General features: G+C 60.4%; 17 protein-coding genes. 6 read left to right on the top strand and 11 right to left on the bottom strand.

Annotated elements, in window-relative coordinates; all coding sequences use genetic code 11:
* Positions 1-84: 84 nt before the first annotated feature.
* The 3 genes from PAF12_RS00085 to PAF12_RS00075 all read right to left on the bottom strand — a co-directional run bounded on the left by PAF12_RS00085 (position 85) and on the right by PAF12_RS00075 (position 2009).
* Entirely contained in the window at positions 85-1329 is a 1245-nt protein-coding gene (locus PAF12_RS00085) for a flagellin (protein ID WP_271107995.1), read from the bottom strand.
* A gap of 153 nt (positions 1330-1482) precedes the next feature.
* Positions 1483-1797, bottom strand: a complete 315-nt coding sequence (locus tag PAF12_RS00080) for a hypothetical protein (RefSeq protein WP_271107994.1) — start codon at positions 1795-1797, stop codon at positions 1483-1485.
* Positions 1794-2009, bottom strand: coding sequence for a hypothetical protein (locus PAF12_RS00075; RefSeq protein WP_271107993.1), 216 nt, complete (start codon positions 2007-2009; stop codon positions 1794-1796). The genes PAF12_RS00080 and PAF12_RS00075 overlap by 4 nt, the downstream gene beginning before the upstream one ends.
* Positions 2010-2088: 79 nt before the next feature.
* Between PAF12_RS00075 and PAF12_RS00070 the strand changes: the two genes are divergently transcribed.
* The gene (locus tag PAF12_RS00070) at positions 2089-3681 is read left to right on the top strand and encodes a flagellar hook-length control protein FliK (RefSeq protein WP_271107992.1); all 1593 of its coding nucleotides are present in this window, start codon (positions 2089-2091) and stop codon (positions 3679-3681) included.
* Between the two features lie 13 nt (positions 3682-3694).
* On the top strand, positions 3695-4354 hold the full coding sequence (locus PAF12_RS00065) for a flagellar hook capping FlgD N-terminal domain-containing protein (protein ID WP_271107991.1): 660 nt from the start codon (positions 3695-3697) through the stop codon (positions 4352-4354).
* Positions 4355-4408: 54 nt separating this feature from the next.
* On the opposite strand, the gene PAF12_RS00060 is transcribed toward PAF12_RS00065, so the two are convergent.
* Positions 4409-5380, bottom strand: coding sequence for an SDR family oxidoreductase (locus tag PAF12_RS00060; RefSeq protein WP_271107990.1), 972 nt, complete (start codon positions 5378-5380; stop codon positions 4409-4411).
* A 129-nt stretch (positions 5381-5509) separates the two neighbouring features.
* Positions 5510-6505, bottom strand: a complete 996-nt coding sequence (locus tag PAF12_RS00055) for an LLM class flavin-dependent oxidoreductase (protein WP_271109722.1) — start codon at positions 6503-6505, stop codon at positions 5510-5512.
* Between the two features lie 108 nt (positions 6506-6613).
* Between PAF12_RS00055 and PAF12_RS00050 the strand changes: the two genes are divergently transcribed.
* From PAF12_RS00050 to PAF12_RS00040, 3 genes are all read left to right on the top strand, one after another.
* Positions 6614-8092 (top strand): AMP nucleosidase, encoded by a 1479-nt coding sequence (locus tag PAF12_RS00050; protein ID WP_271107989.1) that lies wholly within the window; start codon positions 6614-6616, stop codon positions 8090-8092.
* 197 nt (positions 8093-8289) lie between these two features.
* On the top strand, positions 8290-8586 hold the full coding sequence (locus PAF12_RS00045) for an HU family DNA-binding protein (protein ID WP_271107988.1): 297 nt from the start codon (positions 8290-8292) through the stop codon (positions 8584-8586).
* Positions 8587-8736: 150 nt separating this feature from the next.
* Positions 8737-9651 carry a DMT family transporter gene (locus PAF12_RS00040; protein WP_271107987.1) on the top strand — a complete coding sequence of 305 codons (915 nt, stop codon included), beginning with the start codon at positions 8737-8739 and terminating at the stop codon, positions 9649-9651.
* Here PAF12_RS00040 and PAF12_RS00035 read toward each other — a convergent pair.
* The gene (locus tag PAF12_RS00035) at positions 9612-10199 is read right to left on the bottom strand and encodes a glutathione S-transferase family protein (protein ID WP_271107986.1); all 588 of its coding nucleotides are present in this window, start codon (positions 10197-10199) and stop codon (positions 9612-9614) included. The two genes, PAF12_RS00040 and PAF12_RS00035, sit on opposite strands and share 40 nt — an antisense overlap.
* 62 nt (positions 10200-10261) lie before the next feature.
* Here PAF12_RS00035 and PAF12_RS00030 point away from each other — a divergent pair, with 62 nt between their 5' ends.
* Positions 10262-10981 carry a YafY family protein gene (locus tag PAF12_RS00030; protein WP_271107985.1) on the top strand — a complete coding sequence of 240 codons (720 nt, stop codon included), beginning with the start codon at positions 10262-10264 and terminating at the stop codon, positions 10979-10981.
* A 39-nt stretch (positions 10982-11020) separates the two neighbouring features.
* Here PAF12_RS00030 and PAF12_RS00025 read toward each other — a convergent pair whose 3' ends face one another.
* The 5 genes from PAF12_RS00025 to dnaA all read right to left on the bottom strand — a co-directional run bounded on the left by PAF12_RS00025 (position 11021) and on the right by dnaA (position 18128).
* Positions 11021-11806 (bottom strand): outer membrane protein, encoded by a 786-nt coding sequence (locus PAF12_RS00025; protein WP_271107984.1) that lies wholly within the window; start codon positions 11804-11806, stop codon positions 11021-11023.
* 113 nt (positions 11807-11919) lie between these two features.
* The gene (gyrB, locus tag PAF12_RS00020; RefSeq protein ID WP_271107983.1) at positions 11920-14355 is read right to left on the bottom strand and encodes a DNA topoisomerase (ATP-hydrolyzing) subunit B; all 2436 of its coding nucleotides are present in this window, start codon (positions 14353-14355) and stop codon (positions 11920-11922) included.
* Positions 14356-14440: 85 nt separating this feature from the next.
* Positions 14441-15541, bottom strand: a complete 1101-nt coding sequence (gene recF / locus PAF12_RS00015; RefSeq protein ID WP_271107982.1) for a DNA replication/repair protein RecF — start codon at positions 15539-15541, stop codon at positions 14441-14443.
* Positions 15538-16656: a DNA polymerase III subunit beta gene (gene dnaN, locus PAF12_RS00010; RefSeq protein ID WP_271107981.1), complete on the bottom strand. Its 1119-nt coding sequence runs from the start codon at positions 16654-16656 to the stop codon at positions 15538-15540. Before dnaN ends, recF begins: the two co-directional genes overlap by 4 nt.
* Positions 16657-16745: 89 nt before the next feature.
* Positions 16746-18128 (bottom strand): chromosomal replication initiator protein DnaA, encoded by a 1383-nt coding sequence (gene dnaA / locus PAF12_RS00005; RefSeq protein ID WP_271107980.1) that lies wholly within the window; start codon positions 18126-18128, stop codon positions 16746-16748.
* Positions 18129-18385 lie beyond the last annotated feature (257 nt).

The following is an 18385-nucleotide window of genomic DNA, read 5'->3' as shown; positions in this document are numbered from 1 at the left end:
CTCCTGTCATGGGCACATGCCACTGGGGTGGTTGTTTCACGATCCACCGGGCGGAAGGGGGCGCAAAAGACGCCCCCTTCAAGATCAGCGGAACAGCGACAGCAGGGCCTGCGGCGCCTGGTTCGCAATCGACAGCGACTGGGTGGCCAGCTGCTGCTGCACCTGAAGCGCCTGCAGACGCGCGGATGCTTCTTCCATATTCGCATCAACCAGCGCGCCGATCCCCGACTTCATGGCATCGGTCAGCTTGCCGATGAAATTGCGCTGTGTTTCAAAGCGTCCTTGTGCGGAACCGAAGCTGGCTGCGGCATCATCCGCGACCTTCATCAGCCCCTCGATATCCTGCAGGGCCTTTGCCGCCCCGCCATCGACGGTGACATCAAGGTCGTTCAGCGCCGCCAGCGCGCCGCCAGATGCAGACGCCGCACCCGACCGGGACGATGTCAGCGTCACGTCGATATCGCCATTCCCTGTCCCAGCGTCGAAGTTCAGGACACCGCCGCTTTGATCCAGGGTACCGGACAGACTATTGGCCGTTTTCTGGGCGTTGAGACCTGCCACAATGGCGGCTGCATCATCCCCGGCCTGAACCGTGTAGCTGATGGAATCCGATCCGATCTGAAGCGTGATCTCATCACCGACAAGCAAGGACGCCCCGTCTGAGGCGTCCGCTGCAGGATCCGACGCCGCAATCGCGCCAGCACCGCCCTGAAACGCCAGCGCGAAGCCGATATTTACCGCGCCATTCCCATCCTCAGCCGTGGCCGAGCTGTTCAGACCGGCAACCGGTAGCGAAGTTTCACCGCCCGACATGCGCAGATCGACGGTCGCGACATCAATCGTGCCTGCGGCGACAGAGCCATCAAGGCTACGGTCAAGGGACGACAGCACTTTCATCGGGCTGGTGGTCGTCCCGTTGATCAGGTTCTTGCCGCTGAACTGTGCCGAGCTGACTGCCGAAGCGATGGATTTCTTCAGCGCGTCGATATCTTCCTGAATTTTCACCCGATCCTCAGCCGAGGTTCCCGCCTCTTGCGCGGCGATCACCTTGGTTTTGATCTTGCCGAGCAGATCGCCAATCATCTCCGTCGCCGCGCGGGCAACCGCGACCGTCGATTCGCCCAGCGCCAATGTCTGGTCAATCGCCTTGAACGAGGCAACATCGGTTTCCATCGTCTTCGCAATCGCCCAGATCGCCGCATTGTCCTTCGCCGAACTGATCGTTTTGCCGGTCGAAATCTGGTCCTGCGTCTTTGCGAGATTGGCGTTGATCCCCTTGAGGGTCTGCAGGGCGACCATTGCGCTGTTATTTGTCAGAATGCTGGACATTTCGTCCTCCTAATCATGGCATTTGCCGTTACATCAGGTCGTTCTGACCGCAGAACTATTCCGGCGCATTTTGCGCATCGGCGTTGTGCCGATCTGGTTTCCAACTTGCCGATTTCCGGAGTTATTTCCACTCTTATTTCCGAAGCATTTTATCTAAAAGCGATTGACCGGGGATGTACGATCTTTAATTTCATTTCTATTCCCAACACCGTCATAAATCTCCAGCCGCACAGAATTCCGGATCGCATCCTCGATAATTTTCTTCGCATCCGTGACCCCCTCCAGCGCCGCTTCCGAAAGGGTTACCAAACGTGCCAAACAGGGTTGGGCCATTTCAGCTTCTTCCGGTTCCAGTTGGTCTTTCAGGCGGGACGCCGCATCAAGATGGCCCAGCGTTTCATCATAGTCGCCACGAATAAGCGATTCACTTGCCCGCTCCAAATAATCATATACTTCAATATACTTCACTTCTCGAACCCCAGTTCCAAGCGGGACCCAAGCACCTTGGCATATTCACGATGCAGGTAACTTTGAAACGCGCTTTCACCCGAGGCCGACCCGAGGCCAACGGTGCCTGCAGGCATCGCGTATTTAATCATGCCCTCCAGAAAAGCCTGTTCCAGACGATCATTTATTGCGCCGCTTGAAGGATAAGATTTTACGGATATTTCCATTTTCATGCCATTTTAATTTGCTATCTTTCCTCAACTAATTGCGCGCAGTGAATATTTCGTTAGGGATAGAAGAGTAACAAGGATTATGTTCACGGAGTTTCATCCCTTTATAGCTCGCCGCCTGCCCGAAAATGAGACGGCAGAAATATCGGATATTTCTGGTACAGAAGAAGGGTTCCGTATTATGCTGGACATATCCTGTCGGGCAGATCGCGCAGAACCGGAGATTTATAATCCCGCTGGAGAATCGGGTTGTCCCGATGGCGCGGCGGACCCGAAATACATTGTCCCGAATTTGGGCGTCGGGAGGCCAAACGACGATTTATCCTTCGAAAATGACTCCGCTTATGTGGAGGAGTTTCGCGAGAGCCAACCTCGACAGTCATTCCTTGAGGGCGATTCGCACTTCCCTGATGCAGGAGAGAGAGCGCATTCACATTTTACCGCCACCTCCGAGGGTAGAACCGCCTTGGATGTTGCCGACAGGATCGTCCCATCTCATCAAGGTTTCGTATCACAGTCCAATGTCGCGCCATCGGCCGCGGAAACCGAAACGCAGGCACCCCAACTCCAACAACCTCAACTCGCCGGTCTGCAATTGGAGCTGGATCCCTCTGCCGACCGGAGCAAACCCCTTCAATCGCAAAATTTGCATGAGCGTGGAATTCTTGTCGAAGCTGCTATTCCCGTCGCTTCAAACAACGGAAATCTCGCAAGAATTGCATCACAAGCAACGCGCCCAGATAGAAAAGCAGCAGAAGCAGTGGTCACGGAAGCAGGGCATTCGCTGAATTCCGCACCGGGATCGCCCTCCATTAGCTATCATTCGGATATGCGAACCAGCGGCAATATTGCCGACTGCATAGATAGGTCAAGCGACGAAATCCCGGTGAGACGCCCAATGCGATCGCAAATAGCGGTAGGGCATGAAATGGCCCAGACTGGGAACATTGGGCAGCGCGCCTCCCACAAACTTCTCCCGACGTGGGTAGGGTTTAACGAACAAAAACCATCGAGCGCTGATGCTCGACAAAGCTCTCTTAGAATGACTGGCAGGACAACTGAGGACACTCGACTTTCCGGTCCCACAGACATCCGGCGAAGGGTCGATGGTCTGCAAAACAAGCGGTCATCGGCCATCGACCCACAAATGGGCGTCGGCATCGGAAGCACAGAGGGGGAGGCTGAGAGCTTGCTCCAACCCGGGCAAATGCCAGTAGTTGATCCGGGAAGCCTTCGACAAGGCAGTTTCGAAATGCTCCCGGCGGATATCGAAGCGCCCGGCGCAATGGCGATCCGACAGGTCGGGAAAGCGATTGTGGAATGCAGGGCGCGGGGCAAAGAGGCTGTCGTCAGGCTGATGCCTGAAGTGTTGGGGGCGGTTCAGTTCAGGATCGCTCAGGACAGTCGCGCTGTGGTAATTGCCATAACCGCGGAGATACCTGAAACGCTCAGCCTGCTGCGAAGAAACGTGGATGCACTGATTTCCGAACTGAATAGTCTTGGCGTCGAGAATGCAGTTCTGGACTTCAGTTCCTCCGGAAACAGCCAAAATGACGCTTCGCCGGACGGTCGAAACTGTGCTGCGAACAGAATCCGAACCGAAATAGTTTCCGCGCCACAAGTAATACATGCAGGGACTGAGCAGCCTAAAGCTCATCCCCATATCCGTTTCTGAAAAAGGGGCAACCATGACGTCAACAGCACCTGTCGGGCCGACACCCGCTACTCAAACGACATCGTCTGATAAACCCAGCTTCGCTGGCGGTAACTTTGAAACATTTCTCAAGATGCTCACCACACAGATCAGGAATCAGGATCCGCTGAATCCGATGGAAGGGGCGGATTTCGCGGTCCAAACGGCAACATTTTCGGGTGTTGAGCAGCAGGTCAGGACGAACGACCTGCTACAGAAAATGGCGGGCGGGTCCGGCGACTGCTCACTCACCAGCTTTGCGGGATGGATCGGGACGCGCGTCAAGACAACCGGGGGCGTTTATTTCGCTGACAGGCCGCTTGTTATGGATATACAGCCTGAAATTTCTGCCGACCGGGTTATGCTTATCACGCAGGATGCCTCCGGCGCGCAGATCAGCGTGGAGGATATTGGAACGGGGCGCGGTTTGGTCGAGTGGTTCGGGAAGAATGGTTCAGGCCAGCAGCTGGATCCGGGTGTATACACGTTCAGGTTAGCAAGTTATCGCGGCGATACGTTAATCTCTGAAAAGAGCGTGCCCGTTTACAGTCAGGTCGATGAGGTGGCCCGACAGGGGAAGGAGATTGTGCTTTCGCTCGAAGGCGGCGCGACGGCGAAGATCAGTGACATCACTGCGATTTCCGCTGGCGACTAAGAGCAATCCGGTATGATGGTTCCGGCCGCGACATGGGTTCTGGTGCTGCGACGCTTACCGCTCCGCATCTATGATCGCCTGCAAACCACTGCGAAGGTCGGGATATTTCAGCGCATAGCCCAGCTGTTCTTTCAGCCGATTGTTTCGAACACGCTTGGAATCCCGGTAGAAGCTTCGCGCCATCGGGGTCATCTCGGCATCCGCAAAACCTTCGGCCGGGGGAACCGGCAGATCGGCCAGACGGGCCGCCATCTCGATCGCATCCTGCGGCGGCAAGGGGTCGTCGTCGCAGATATTGAGAATACGCGTGTTTTCACTCCGGGGGGCATTTGGCACGGCGCTTCCATGCCGCGTCAGTTTCAAATCAGCCAGAATGGCACCGGCGATATCGTCGACATGGATGCGCGAAAACACCTGATCCGGTTTGATAATCCGTCGGGCCGATCCGGCGCGCAGCTTGGCAAGCGGCCCGCGACCCGGACCGTAGATCCCGGCGAGGCGGAAGATCGTAAGCGGCCATCCGGCGCGCGAGGCGATTTGCGACCAGGCGTGTTCCGCGGCAAGCCTCGCCCGCGCCCTGTGGCTTGTCGGATTGGGCGGGGTGGTTTCGTCAACCCAGGCCCCGGCATGGTCGCCATAGACGCTCGTCGAGGACAGATAGCCGACCCAACGGGCATTGCTTTGGATCAGGGCATCTTCGAATTCCGCGATGACCCGGTCGGGCGCTTCGTTCTGCGACCGGCGTTGCCGGGCTTCTGGAACCGCCGCGCCGCCGCCCGCAGCGCGATCCCCTTCGACTGCGGCAAGCGATCCGTCGGGCGCAACGCTTATCAGAATGGCATCCGCACGCCTGATTTCCGCACGAACGCGCTGGTCATCGCCCGGCCAAAGCACGGGGTCAGCGCCCGATGCCGAAACCCGCGCCGCGTCATGGCGCGTCGTGCCGACAACAATCCACCCGTCCTGAAGCAAGCGTGGCGTCAATGCGGCGGCGGTATAGCCATGACCCAATATCAACATACGCATGGTGGTTCCCCTCACGACACGATTGCCGGGCGACTGCCGGAGCGTTGCTCAGGCAGCGCGCGCCACGGAGACGTAGTCCACAGCCGGACCCAATTCAATCTGAACCATCCGCTCCGCACACAGCAATGTTCAGGCAGCCAGATCGTCGAGCACCTCCGCCGCAAGCCGATAGGAATGGCGCCGTGCTTCCGCGTCGTGGATCTGACCCGTGATAATCAGCTCATCGGGCCTGTATTGCGAGATCAGCGAGGCGAGTTGATCCCTCACTGTCGCCGGGCTACCGACGGCACTGACCCGCAGCGCCTGAGACACCATGCGTTCCAGCGGCGGCGTGATTTCCGACAGGTCGCGTGTCGGGGCGGGCAGCTTGCCGGGTTTGCCGCTGCGCAGACGGGCAAAGGCAAGCTTCTGGCTGGATTGCAGATACTGCGCCGCATCATCCGTATCCGCCGCGATGACGTTCACGGCCAGCATGAAATGCGGACCGGCTTCAGCCGCCGCACGGCCCGCAGGTTCAAACTGCTCGCGATAAACGTGCAGCGCCTCGTCCAGCGCGCCAGGGGCGAAGTGAGAGGCGAAGGCATAGGGCAGGCCAAGCATCGCAGCAAGCTGCGCACCAAAAAGGGAGGAGCCGAGCATCCAGATCGGAACATGCGTCCCCTGCCCCGGATGGGCGATGACCGCCGCGTCCGATGGTGCATCGCCCAGATATTGCATGAGTTCGATGACATCCTGCGGAAAGTTCTCCGCCATCTGGGGGGATTTGCGCAGCGCGCGAAACACGGCGCCATCACCGCCCGGTGCGCGACCCAGGCCAAGGTCGATACGGTCGGGGTAGATCGTCGCGAGCGTGCCAAATTGTTCCGCAATGGAAAGCGGCGAATGGTTGGGCAGCATGATCCCCCCGGCACCGACGCGGATCCTGCTGGTCTGCGCCGCGATATGCCCGATCAGGACCGAGGTCGCGGCCGAGGCAATGCCGATCATATTGTGATGCTCGGCCAGCCAGTACCGATGATAATTCAGCCCGTCAGCCATTTGCGCGAGTGCGACGGAATTCGCGATGGCCTCAGCCGTTGTGCTGCCTTCGGGAACCGGGGCGAGATCAAGTATGGAATAGCGCATCATCTCAGCTTTCATGGCGGGTTATTACTGCAGCAGAGTTATGCACTCCGCCGCCGTCTTGCCAGTGTCGCCTTCGGCTGGCACTGTCGCAAAAAGAAGAGGTCTTTGATGAATGACGATTTTCTGCCGCTGAAAACGCCCGAGCCGGTTGAGCGTATCTATTACGACGATGCAGAAGCGGCGGTTGCGCGGCTCATGGAGCTTTATGAAATATCTTCAGGCTTTCTGACCGAGCATTTTATCGCCTGTCTGAGCGGCGAAAAACCGCAGGCCCGTTATCGCGCCTTCTACCCCGAGGTGCGGCTGACCACGACCAGCCACACCAAGGCGGATTCGCGGCTGTCCTTTGGTCATGTCACCCTGCCGGGCAGCTACTCGGCGTCGATCACGCGGCCGGAGCTTTTTGCGACCTATCTTCGCGAACAGCTTGGCCTGCTGATGGAGAACCAGCATGCGCCGGTGGCTGTCGGATATAGTGAAATCCCGATGCCGGTGCATTTTGCGATATCCACACGCACCGATTTGAATGTGCCGCAGGAAGGCGTTCTGAAATTCAGCCTGCGCGACGTGTTCGATGTGCCGGACCTGAACACGGTCAATGACGACATCGTTAACGGCGTGGCCCAGTCACATGCGGACGGGGCGGGTCATCTGGCGCCGTTTACCGCGCAGCGCGTGGATTACTCGCTGGCCCGGCTGGCGCATTATACCGCGACCGATCCGACGCATTTTCAGAATTTCGTACTGTTCACCAACTACCAGTTCTATGTCGACGAATTCGAGGCCGTGGCGCGTCAGATGCTCGGCGATCCCGCCTCGGGCTACACGGCCTTTGTCGCTCCCGGTAATCAGGTGATCGACCGTTCCGATGGCGAGATCGTGCCGCTGACCAAGATGCCGCAAATGCCAAGCTATCATCTGAAGCGGGACGGCAATCAGGGCGTCACTCTCGTCAATATCGGTGTCGGCCCGTCCAATGCAAAAACCGCGACGGATCACATCGCGGTGCTGCGGCCGCATGCCTGGCTGATGGTCGGCCACTGCGCCGGTCTGCGCAACAGTCAGAGCCTTGGCGATTTCGTTCTCGCTCATGCCTATCTGCGCGAAGATCATGTGCTGGACGACGACCTGCCGGTCTGGGTGCCGATCCCGGCACTTGCCGAGGTTCAGGTCGCCTTGCAGGACGCCGTCGCAGAGGTCACCAAGCTGGACGGTTACGAGTTGAAGCGGATCATGCGCACCGGCACCGTCGCGACGATTGACAACCGGAACTGGGAACTTCGCGATCAGTCCGGGCCGATCCACAGGCTGTCGCTCAGCCGCGCGATCGGGCTGGATATGGAAAGCGCGACGATTGCGGCGAACGGGTTCCGGTTCAGGGTTCCTTATGGGACATTGCTTTGCGTGTCCGACAAGCCCCTGCACGGTGAGCTGAAGCTGCCGGGGATGGCAACCGACTTCTACCGCACGCAGGTCGCGAACCATCTTCTTATCGGGGTCCGGGCCATGGAAAAGCTGCGCGATATGCCGCTTGAACGGATCCATTCGCGCAAGCTCCGCTCCTTCAGCGAGACCGCTTTTCTTTAAGCATTGTTAAGAAACCGGGCAAGTTTACCCGGCGTAATGTTGCCATTTTCGTCATATTTCGCGCTTTCTGCGCTCTCAGCGCCTGTACAAGGCGAAAAACGGTTGAAATATCCTGAGAAACCGGGTGTAGCAGGTTTATGCCGCAGGAAAAGCGGTGATGGACTTCCCCCGGATTGGGGTAATGAGGAGACAGATAAATGGCTCAAGCCGTCAAGCCGATGACCAAGACGCAGTTCGTGGCAACCCTGGCTGAAGAAATGGGCAGCGATAAGAAATCCGCTGCTGCCGCTCTGGATGCACTCGCTGCTGTTGTGACCCGTGAGGTTTCGAACGGCGGTGCCGTAACCCTTCCGGGCATCGGCAAGATCGCATGCCGCGCCCGTCCGGAGCGTCAGGTGCGCAATCCGCAGACGCAGGAAATGATGACCAAGCCGGCTGACAAGCAAGTCAAGGTCACCGTGGCGAAAGCCCTGAAGGACAGCGTCAACGCCTGATCCCGGGCGGATGACGTAATCTTCGTCAGATGACATTCAGGTCGCCTTTCGGGGCGGCCTTTTTTCGTACCGTGGACCAAACGGCTTTTATCGGCTGGCGGTCACCGGACGCGCAAACTATGCTCGCCGGACTTACGGTTGGGGGCGGGCATGGATCTCAAGGCAGTTCTGATGGGCGTGGCGTTCGCCTTCATGTGGGCGTCGGCTTTCACCTCGACCCGGGTGATCGTGCTGGCCGCCCCGCCCCTCACGGCGCTTGTTATCCGCTTTGCCCTCTCGGCGGTCGTCGGGATCGCCATTGCGCGGGCAATGGGTCAGACGTGGCGGCTTTCGCGGACCGAATGGCGGGTGCTGATCATTTTCGGGATCATGCAGAACGCGCTTTATCTTGGGCTGAACTGGGTTGCGATGACCACGGTCGAAGCTTCGGCCGCAGCGATCATCGCATCGATGATGCCGCTCATGGTGGCTTTTTTCGGCTGGGTCTGGCTGGGTGAGCGACTGCGACCGATTGCCGTGGCCGGGCTGGTGCTCGGCGTGATCGGGGTCGCGATGATCATGGGAGTACGGCTGCGGCACGGGCTGGATCCATTCGGCACCTTGCTCTGCATGATCGCCGTGGTCGCGCTGACGGTGGCAACGCTGGTCGCGCGCGGCGCCGGAGGCAGCCGGAACATGCTGATGATCGTCGGGCTTCAGATGGCGGTTGGCGCGGTCGCCCTGCTGATCCCCGCGATTGCATTTGAGTGGGGGCAGCAGATCGAGTGGAGCTGGCAGCTTATCCTTGCGTTCACCTATACGGTCGCCGGTCCCGGCCTCGCCGCCACGTTCATCTGGTTCTTGCTGGTCAACCGCATCGGCGCGGTGCGGGCGGCGACCTTTCATTTCCTGTCGCCGATCTTCGGTGTGGCAATCGCCGCTATGCTGCTGGGTGAGCGGTTCGGGCCGACGGATATTGTCGGCGCCTGCATTGTGGCGGCGGGCATTCTGATGGTGCAGATGGCCCGCCTGCCGAATAATGCGGCTCAGCGCTCACCCACTGCGCGAACCGCTTCACGATCCTGACAGCGGGCAACCCAGTCCGCGACCGCCGGCGTCGTTTTCATGTTATCGGGGAACCAGGCAAACGGGCCGGAACACAGCAAATCCGCTGCGCTGTAGTCCTCGCCCAGCAGATAAGGCTGCCGCGACAGGACCTCGTCCAGACGCCGGATCGCCGTATCGTAATCCCTGAGCGAGGCCTTGACGACAGGGTGATCGATCCCGGCCCAGTCGATGATCGTCACCGGCTCCAGCACGCCCTGATACCAGATCAGCCAGGACAGATATTGCCCGCGCTGCGGATGCCGGACCGCACGGCCCAGTCCGGCATCGGGGAAACGGTCGGTCAGATAGATCATGATCGCCGCCCTCTCACGCACGAAATCATCGCCATCGGTCAGGTAGGGCACCTTGCCTTCGGGATGCGGGTTAAGGGGATCGCGCCCGCCGGAGCCATCGGCTCGGGGGATCTCAACTTCCACAATCTTGACCTGATCGGCGACGCCCAATTCGTGCAGCAGCACCTTGATCGAGGTCGAGCGGGATTGGGGTGAATGGTAAAAGGTCAGCATTATGGACTCCTGTGATGTGATGGGGCAGTTTTGGCCGAACCCCACTGACAGATCGTGACAGCATGGCACGCAGCGACCGTTTGATGCGATTGATGGATACGCTTCGCCGCCTGCCGCCGCCGATCACGGCAGGGCGGTTGGCGGCGGAAACCGGCGTCAGCAGACGCCAGCTTTACCGCGACATCGCCACGCTGCGCGCCGGCGGGGCATTGATCGACGGGGAGGCGGGCGTCGGCTATCGGCTGGTCGAGGACACGGCACTGCCGCCGCAGAGCTTTTCACGTCTGGAGATCGAGGCGCTGCGTCTGGCCGTGGAAGCCCTGCCCCGCATCGGCGACGACGCGCTTGTCGACGCAGCAGAGGGGGCATTGTCGCGCATCATTGCCACGCTGCCGGATCGGCAGGCGCAGGAAATTGCCCATGCGGCATTGCGAAGCTTCACGGCCCGCGCCGAACGTCAGGAGCCAAGCGTGGATATGGCGCTGGTCCGCTGCGCCTGCTGGGAGGAACGGGAGCTGGCCATCACTTATCGCGATCTGCAAGAGAGGATCAGCGAACGTGTGATCCGGCCGCTCGGCTTGTCATATTCCGAAAGATCGCTGATGCTGCTGGCCTGGTGCTGCCTGCGCGAGGATTTTCGTATCTTCCATTGCAATCGTATCGCAGCAGCAGCACTGACCGGACAGAGCTTCCGCCCACATCGCGCAGCCCTCCTGCGCCGGTATGTGGCTGCGGAGCGCGAAAAACACTGCAAGGAGAGCGCCGCGCGTGATGAAGGCTGAGTGAGGCCAAGCGGCTCGCGCGGCCTCACTCAAAGCCGGTCAGAACTCGTAGTTCACACCGACCCGGATCTGATGCCATTGCGGCGTCGCCCTCGTGGTCTCTCCATAAGAGCCCTTGAGAAGCTTGTTCTTGAACTGCTGGTATTCCCATTCGCCGGTCACGGACCAGTTATCGTTCAGCATATATTCGATACCCGCGCCGAAAATGAGGCCGCTTGAAGACACACCTTCATGTTTCAGCGCAATTTGCCCGACATCGCCATTGCCCGTGACTTCATAGTCGTATTTGACCCGGGCGACACCTGCGATTGCATATATCCAGGTGTCTTGAGCTTTATTCAGCACACCGGCCCTCGAACGCAGCGCAAGGACACTTTTGACGTCAGTGGCGGCGGTGTAGTCATTTATCCGGATTTTGTCATCGATGCCTGTCTGGTCGTAAGACAGTTCGCCCCCGACGGCGACCACGACATCACCCGCACTTGTGACCGGAGCGCGGAAACCCGCCCGCAGCCCGTAAGTGCCGCCCTTGGGCCAGAGCGTGCGCGCGGCCGCCTGAGCGGGATCGAGATTCTGGCCGATGCCGACCCTGTCTTCCCCGCAGCAAGAGGCTCCGACCACGCCACCGACATAGGCACCGTAGAATGCCGGTTTTCCAACGTCCTCAACGGTCAGAGGATTGTTCAGCGGATCGACATACTCGCCCTCGGGCGCTGCAAGCACGGCGGGCGCAGTGCCGACGGCAGACAGAACAGCTATTATCCGGAGAGTGTGTTTCATGATGCCTCCTTGCAAATAAAGGCTGCATACATCAATTTTTTTCAATCGTCAGTTGTATAAAATCAAATATACGACAAATCCCCGAAAAGTGATCGCCGAAGAGGATTTTATATTTCGCCTGAAACAAAGCGGCAGCCGTAATAGCTGCCGCTTTTGGATCAGATATCGAGGTTTTCGACGCTCAGGGCGTTTTGCTGGATAAATTCCCGGCGCGGTTCAACCAGATCACCCATCAGCTTGGTGAAGATATCCTCCGCATCGGACAGGTCCTCAACCCTGACCTGAAGCATCGTCCGGGCCTGCGGGTCCAGCGTGGTTTCCCAAAGCTGTTCCGGGTTCATCTCGCCCAGACCTTTGTATCGCTGAAGCGACAGCCCTTTCTCACCTTCAAGGAAAATCGCCGACAACAGGCCAAGCGGGCCCCAGATGGGCAACTCGCGATCCTTGCGCAGAAGCCGCGCCGGTTGCGCATAGATTTCCTGCAGCTGGCCGGTCATTTCACCCAGACGCCGCGACTCCGCAGAGCGCAGCATGGGACCGTCGAGCGTCCGCGCCTCTTCCACGCCGCGCAGCATGCGGGTCAGACGGATACCGCCATCCTGCGTCGGGCGGCCGGTCCAGCCGCGCTCATATTCCTCGGCAATCATATCCAGACGGGTTGCCACATCGGTTGCAACTGCCGCCGCATCCTGATCGACGCGGCCCTGCACCAAGGCACCGGCAATCGCCGCCTGCTCCGTGATCTGGGGCGGGTAGTGGGTCGGATAGGCGCGCAAGACACGCCGCGCGGTCCGGGCCTCTTCGACGACGCGCATGAGGTCGTTGCCGCTGATATCCTCGCCCGAGCCCAGCCGCAGCGTCGCCCCGTCGATGCCCTGCTGGATCAGATAATCCTCAAGTGCCGCCTCGTTCTTCAGATAAACCTCCGACCGCCCGCGCCCGACCTTATAGAGCGGCGGCTCAGCGATATAGAGATGCCCGGCCTCGATCAGTTCCGGCATCTGACGGAAGAAGAAGGTCAGCAGCAGCGTGCGGATATGCGCCCCATCCACGTCGGCATCGGTCATGATGACGATCTTGTGGTAGCGCAGCTTGTCGAGATTGAATTCGTCCCGCCCGATCCCGGTACCGAGCGCCGTGATCAGCGTCCCGATCTGGTCGGAGGACAGCATCCGGTCGAACCGCGCCCGTTCCACGTTCAGGATTTTCCCGCGAAGCGGCAGCACGGCCTGGTTCTGGCGCGAACGCCCCTGCTTGGCCGATCCGCCTGCGGAGTCGCCCTCGACGATGAACAGTTCTGCCAGAGAGGGATCTTTCTCCTGACAATCCGCCAGCTTGCCCGGCAGGCTGGCCACATCCATCGCGGTCTTGCGACGGGTCAGTTCACGGGCCTTCCGCGCAGCCTCGCGGGCAAGTGCGGCCTCGATGATCTTGCCGACGATCTGCTTGGCCTCGGCGGGGTTTTCCTCGAACCATTCGGCCAGCTTTTCGCCCACCAACCCCTCAACGGCGGGGCGAACCTCGGAGGAGACCAGCTTGTCCTTGGTCTGCGACGAGAATTTCGGGTCCGGCACCTTCACCGACAGCACACAGGTCAGCCCCTCACGCGCGTCGTCGCCGGTGAAATCCACCTTCTCTTTCTTCGCGATCCCGGTTTCTTGCGCATATTTCGTGATCACACGCGTCAGCGCGCCACGGAAACCGGCCATATGGGTGCCGCCATCCCGCTGCGGGATATTGTTGGTAAAGGGCAGGACCGTTTCGTGGTAGCTGTCGTTCCACCACATCGCGACCTCCACCCCGATGCCGTTCCGCTCGCCATCAATGAAAATCGGCTGATCCATGACCGGGGTTTTGGAGCGGTCGATATATTTCACGAATTCCCGAACCCCGCCCTCATAATAGAGTTCGGTTTTCAGCGGCTCTGCCGGACGCTCATCCTCCAGAATGATCCGCACGCCGGAATTGAGGAAGGCCAATTCGCGCAGCCGGTTTTCCAGCGTTTTGAAACTGTATTCCAAATTGGAAAACGTCCCGTTCTCATCGGTGATCTTGGAGGAGGCGAGGAAACGGACCTCCGTCCCCTTCTGACCCGGTGCGTCGCCGACCACCTTCAGATGCTCGGCGGTTTCACCTTTTTCGAACCGCGCGACATGTTCCTTGCCATTGCGCCAGATGCGCAGTTCCAGCCAGTCGCTGAGCGCGTTCACGACCGAGACGCCGACACCATGCAGGCCGCCCGAAACCTTGTAGCTGTTCTGGTCGAACTTCCCGCCGGCGTGAAGCTGGGTCATGATGACCTCCGCCGCCGAAACGCCCTCCGTCTTGTGCATCTCGACCGGAATCCCGCGCCCGTTATCGCGCACGGAGACAGAGCTGTCGGCGTGGATTTTCACATGGACGAAGTCGGCATGACCGGCCAAAGCCTCATCAATGCCGTTATCGACCACCTCATAGACCATGTGATGCAGACCGCTGCCGTCGTCGGTGTCGCCGATATACATGCCGGGCCGTTTCCGCACGGCCTCCAACCCCTTGAGAACCTTGATGGAATCTGCGCCGTAATCAGCCTGCTGCGGAGCGGTATCTGTCATGCCTGAATATTCCTGTTTTTCTTAGGATTATATAGTCAGTCACGCAGGGAAAGTCACGGCAAAGACAATGATCTATGTGCTGAACTTACGGCCTGTCGCTGCCCGTCTCCGCCGCGTGTTCGGCAAACCGCGATGCCCCGTCCGCGCGGCTGACCGCCAGCCTGCGCGCACGATCGCCAAATTCGGCAAAAAGCTCGGCCCCGGTCCCGGTCAGAAGCGTCTGCGCCGATAGCTGTGCGATCTGGTCGTAAAGCATCGCGCGGCGGTCGGCATCCAGATGGGCCGCGACCTCGTCCAGCAGCAGCACCAGCGGCTGATCCGACAGCGCGCGCGCATTGGCCAGTATCAGCGACAGCAGCAGCGCTTTCTGCTCCCCCGTCGAGGAAAGCGCCGCGGGCATATCATCCGCCCCCCAATTCGCGCCAAGATCGGCACGGTGCGGCCCAGTCAGGCTGCGACCGGCGGCGAGATCGCGCGGGCGCATCTCCGCCAGCCGGGTCGCGATATTCGACACGTCAGGATCGTCGGCAAACCCTTCCCCCGGCATCAGGCGCAGCCTTGCCACCGGGAAGCCGTTGCCGCCATCCTGCGCCGCCATGATCGCATCAATTGCCGCCCGCCGGTTCTGTGTCATCTGCGCCCCGGCCTCGGCCATCTGCGCCTCAAGCGCGCGATACCAGCCGGGATCGGTGACCTGATCGCGCAGCAGCCGGTTGCGTTCGCGCATCGCCTTGTCATAGGTCAGCGCCGCCTCTGCATGATCGGGCTGAAAGCTCAACGTCACGCGGTCCAGGAACCGCCGCCGCCCCTCCGGCGCGTCGGTCCAAAGCCGGTCCATCGCCGGGGTCAGCCAGATCACCCGCATCAGCGCGCCAAGCGCCACCTGCGGGGCGGGTTTATCATCCAGCACAACCTCGCGCCGCGCGCCCGGCGGCGCCGTGGTCTCCACCAGCCGCCCGCCGATCTCTGCCCGGATGCGCCACCCCGCACCGACACCCTGCCGCGCCTGATCGGCAGGTGCGGCAGCGCGCATGCCACGGCCCGGCGACAGCATCGAAATCGCCTCCAGCACATTGGTCTTGCCCGAGCCATTGGGCCCATAAAGCGCCACCGGCCGCGCATCGAGGCTCAGATCGAAGCGCGGCCAGGAACGGAACTGGGCAAGTGTCAGTCGGCTGAGGCTCACACGCGCATCGGCATGACGACGTAGACCGCCGACGGGTCGGTGCCTTCGCGGATCAGCGCGGCATCGCCCGAGCCGTTGAACATGAACACGGCATTTTCACGGTCGATCTGGGCTGCGATTTCCTGAAGATATTTGGCGTTGAAACCGATCTCCAGCGCCTCGTCTCCATAAGCAACCGCCAGTTCCTCGTCAGCGGTTCCGGCGTCGGGCGCGTTCACCGACAGGATCACGCGATCCATATCAAGCGCCAGCTTGACGGCCCGCGAACGCTCGCTGCTCACCGTTGCCACGCGGTCGACGGCGCGGGCGAAATCGTTCGCATCCACCTCCATCTTGCGCGAATTGCCGGTCGGGATGACGCGGGTGTAATCGGGGAAGGTGCCGTCGATCACTTTCGAGGTCAGCGTGATATTCGGCGTCGCGAAGCGGATCTTGGTTTCACTGACCGAGACAGCGATTTGCGCCTCGTCATCATCCAGAAGCTTGCGCAATTCGGCCACGGTTTTCCGCGGCACAATGACGCCCGGCATATCCGCCGCACCGTCAGGCAGCGGCGCGTCGATCCGCGCCAGCCGGTGACCATCCGTTGCCACACAGCGCAGCGCCTTGCCGTCCTCCGCGTCGGCGATATGCATGTAAACGCCGTTCAGATAATAACGGGTCTCCTCGTTGGAGATCGCGAATTTCGACTTGTCGAACAGGCGGCGCAGGACAGTCGCGGGGGCTGCAAAATTCGCCGTGTATTCGGAATTCGCCATCACCGGGAAATCTTCGGTCGGCAAAGTGGCGAGCGTGAAGTTCGAGCGCCCGGCCTGCACGTTCAGCCGCTCGCTCGCGCCATCGACCGCAATCGTCACCAGCGCGCCATCCGGCAATTTGCGCGAAATCTCGTTCAGCATCTGTGCGGACACAGTCGTCGCTCCCGGACGCTCCACCTGCGCCGGGGCGCGGTCGACCACTTCCGTATCCAGATCGGTCGCACGGAAGCTGACGCCGTCCGGCGTTGCCTCGATCTGGACATTGGCGAGGATGGGGATGGTGTGGCGGCGCTCGACCACCGATTGCGCCTGTGCCACGGCTTTGACCAGATCGGCCCGTTCAATCGAGAATTTCATCATCTGTCCCCTGTCTCGCGCGCCGGATTGCACGCCTGCCACGACCCAAGGGGCCGGTCAGCAGAATGTTTATTGAAATGCGGCGAGAATCAAGCCTCGAGAGCGCGACGGAGAAGTTGAACGTCCTCGGCCAGCCCGTGATCTTCGGTACAGAGTTCTTCGATCTTGCGCACACCATGCATGATCGTGGTGTGATCGCGGCCACCGAAGCGGCGTCCGATTTCCGGAAGGCTGCGCGTGGTCATCTGCTTGGCCAGATACATCGCCACCTGACGGGGACGGGCAATGGTACGAACGCGGCGCTGACCGACCAGATCGGCGAGCTTGATGTTATAGTGCTCTGCCACCTTTCGCTGAATATCCTCGATGGACAGTTTCCGGTCGGAGGAGCGCAGAATGTCAGCGAGGCAATCCTGCGTCAGTTCCATGTCAATCGGGCGGCCAACCAGCGAAGCGAAGGCGAACAGCCGCTGCAACGCGCCCTCAAGCACCCGCACATTCGAGGTGATACGATGGGCAAGGAATTCCAGAACGCCCGGTTCAATTTGCAGGCCGGAATATTGCGCGCGGAAGGAATCGGCCTTCGACTGCATGATGCCAAGGCGCAATTCGTAATCGGTCGGGTGCAGATCGACGACCAGCCCACATTGCAGCCGCGATTTGATCCTGTCTTCCAGATCCTTGATCTCACCCGGTGCGCGGTCGGCGGAGATAACGATCTGCTTGCCCTGATCCACAAGCGCGTTGAAGGTGTGGAAAAACTCCTCCTGCGTCGAGTCCTTTCCGGCGATGAACTGGACGTCATCGACCATCAGCAGTTCGACGGTACGGAACATTTCCTTGAAATCCATCACGGTCCGCTCACGCAGCGCCTGCACGAAGCGGTACATGAACTGCTCGGCAGAAAGATACAGCACCCGCGATTCCGGGCGACGCGCACGGGTTTCCGAGGCAATCGCGTGCATGAGATGGGTCTTGCCCAGCCCGACCCCGCCATAGAGGAACAGCGGGTTGAAGGTGACCGCCGCGCCTTCGGCGACACGACGCGCAGCCGCATGGGCCAGCTCGTTGGGCTTGCCGACCACGAAGTTGTCAAAGGTGAAACGCGAATCGAGCGGCGCGGAAATATCGTGTTCACTGCCGCGATCTGCGCCACGGGCGGCGTCGGCGCGGACGGGCCCGGCGTCATTTGCAGCCCCGCCCTTGCGCGCAGCAGCGGCGGCGGATTTCCGGGCGGCAGAAACGCGGAAGCTCAGCCGTGCGACAGGGGCACCGGCCTGCACCAGGGCATCGCGAATTGCATCGGCATAATGCCGCTGCACCCAGTCGGAAATGAACCGGGTCGGGGCAGCGACCTGCGCTTCCTGCGATTCAATCGCAGAAAGCTCCAGCGGTGCGATCCAAGCTGTATGGTTATTGCTCCCGACCCGTTCACGAAGGATGTCACTCGCCTGCGCCCAAAACTCGTTCATTCTTGTCTTCTCGTCCGTCAGATCCCCAGTCCCGGCCGCTTGCGCGGCACTGACGATACAGCAAAACCCCTCGGATGCTGCACGGCGACACCCGTGCGAGCTCTATCCGGCCCGATTGGACAAAAACCTTCCCGAGCGGCAGGTGGCAGCCCCCCGCTTTTCCAGTTTCCGACCGTGGACGGTCCGTCCGTTTGCGCCTGCGTTGATCGGTGGCAGTACCGGCCAGGGCGCAAACCTTCCCAGAGGCGATGTGAATC

The sequence above is a fragment of the Paracoccus sp. SCSIO 75233 genome (assembly GCF_027912675.1).
Taxonomy (GTDB): domain Bacteria; phylum Pseudomonadota; class Alphaproteobacteria; order Rhodobacterales; family Rhodobacteraceae; genus Paracoccus.
Note: the sequence above shows the minus strand (reverse complement) of the source record. Positions and strands in the feature narration are given on the sequence as shown.

Excerpts from the sequence above, each read along its gene's own strand:
- PAF12_RS00085 (WP_271107995.1), bottom strand. The coding sequence starts at position 1,329 with ATGTCCAGCATTCTGACAAATAACAGCGCAATGGTCGCCCTGCAGACC.
- PAF12_RS00075 (WP_271107993.1), bottom strand. The coding sequence starts at position 2,009 with ATGAAAATGGAAATATCCGTAAAATCTTATCCTTCAAGCGGCGCAATA.
- PAF12_RS00070 (WP_271107992.1), top strand. The coding sequence starts at position 2,089 with ATGTTCACGGAGTTTCATCCCTTTATAGCTCGCCGCCTGCCCGAAAAT.
- PAF12_RS00065 (WP_271107991.1), top strand. The coding sequence starts at position 3,695 with ATGACGTCAACAGCACCTGTCGGGCCGACACCCGCTACTCAAACGACA.
- PAF12_RS00060 (WP_271107990.1), bottom strand. The coding sequence starts at position 5,380 with ATGCGTATGTTGATATTGGGTCATGGCTATACCGCCGCCGCATTGACG.
- PAF12_RS00055 (WP_271109722.1), bottom strand. The coding sequence starts at position 6,505 with ATGCGCTATTCCATACTTGATCTCGCCCCGGTTCCCGAAGGCAGCACA.
- PAF12_RS00050 (WP_271107989.1), top strand. The coding sequence starts at position 6,614 with ATGAATGACGATTTTCTGCCGCTGAAAACGCCCGAGCCGGTTGAGCGT.
- PAF12_RS00045 (WP_271107988.1), top strand. The coding sequence starts at position 8,290 with ATGGCTCAAGCCGTCAAGCCGATGACCAAGACGCAGTTCGTGGCAACC.
- PAF12_RS00040 (WP_271107987.1), top strand. The coding sequence starts at position 8,737 with ATGGATCTCAAGGCAGTTCTGATGGGCGTGGCGTTCGCCTTCATGTGG.
- PAF12_RS00035 (WP_271107986.1), bottom strand. The coding sequence starts at position 10,199 with ATGCTGACCTTTTACCATTCACCCCAATCCCGCTCGACCTCGATCAAG.
- PAF12_RS00030 (WP_271107985.1), top strand. The coding sequence starts at position 10,262 with ATGGCACGCAGCGACCGTTTGATGCGATTGATGGATACGCTTCGCCGC.
- gyrB (WP_271107983.1), bottom strand. The coding sequence starts at position 14,355 with ATGACAGATACCGCTCCGCAGCAGGCTGATTACGGCGCAGATTCCATC.
- dnaN (WP_271107981.1), bottom strand. The coding sequence starts at position 16,656 with ATGAAATTCTCGATTGAACGGGCCGATCTGGTCAAAGCCGTGGCACAG.
- dnaA (WP_271107980.1), bottom strand. The coding sequence starts at position 18,128 with ATGAACGAGTTTTGGGCGCAGGCGAGTGACATCCTTCGTGAACGGGTC.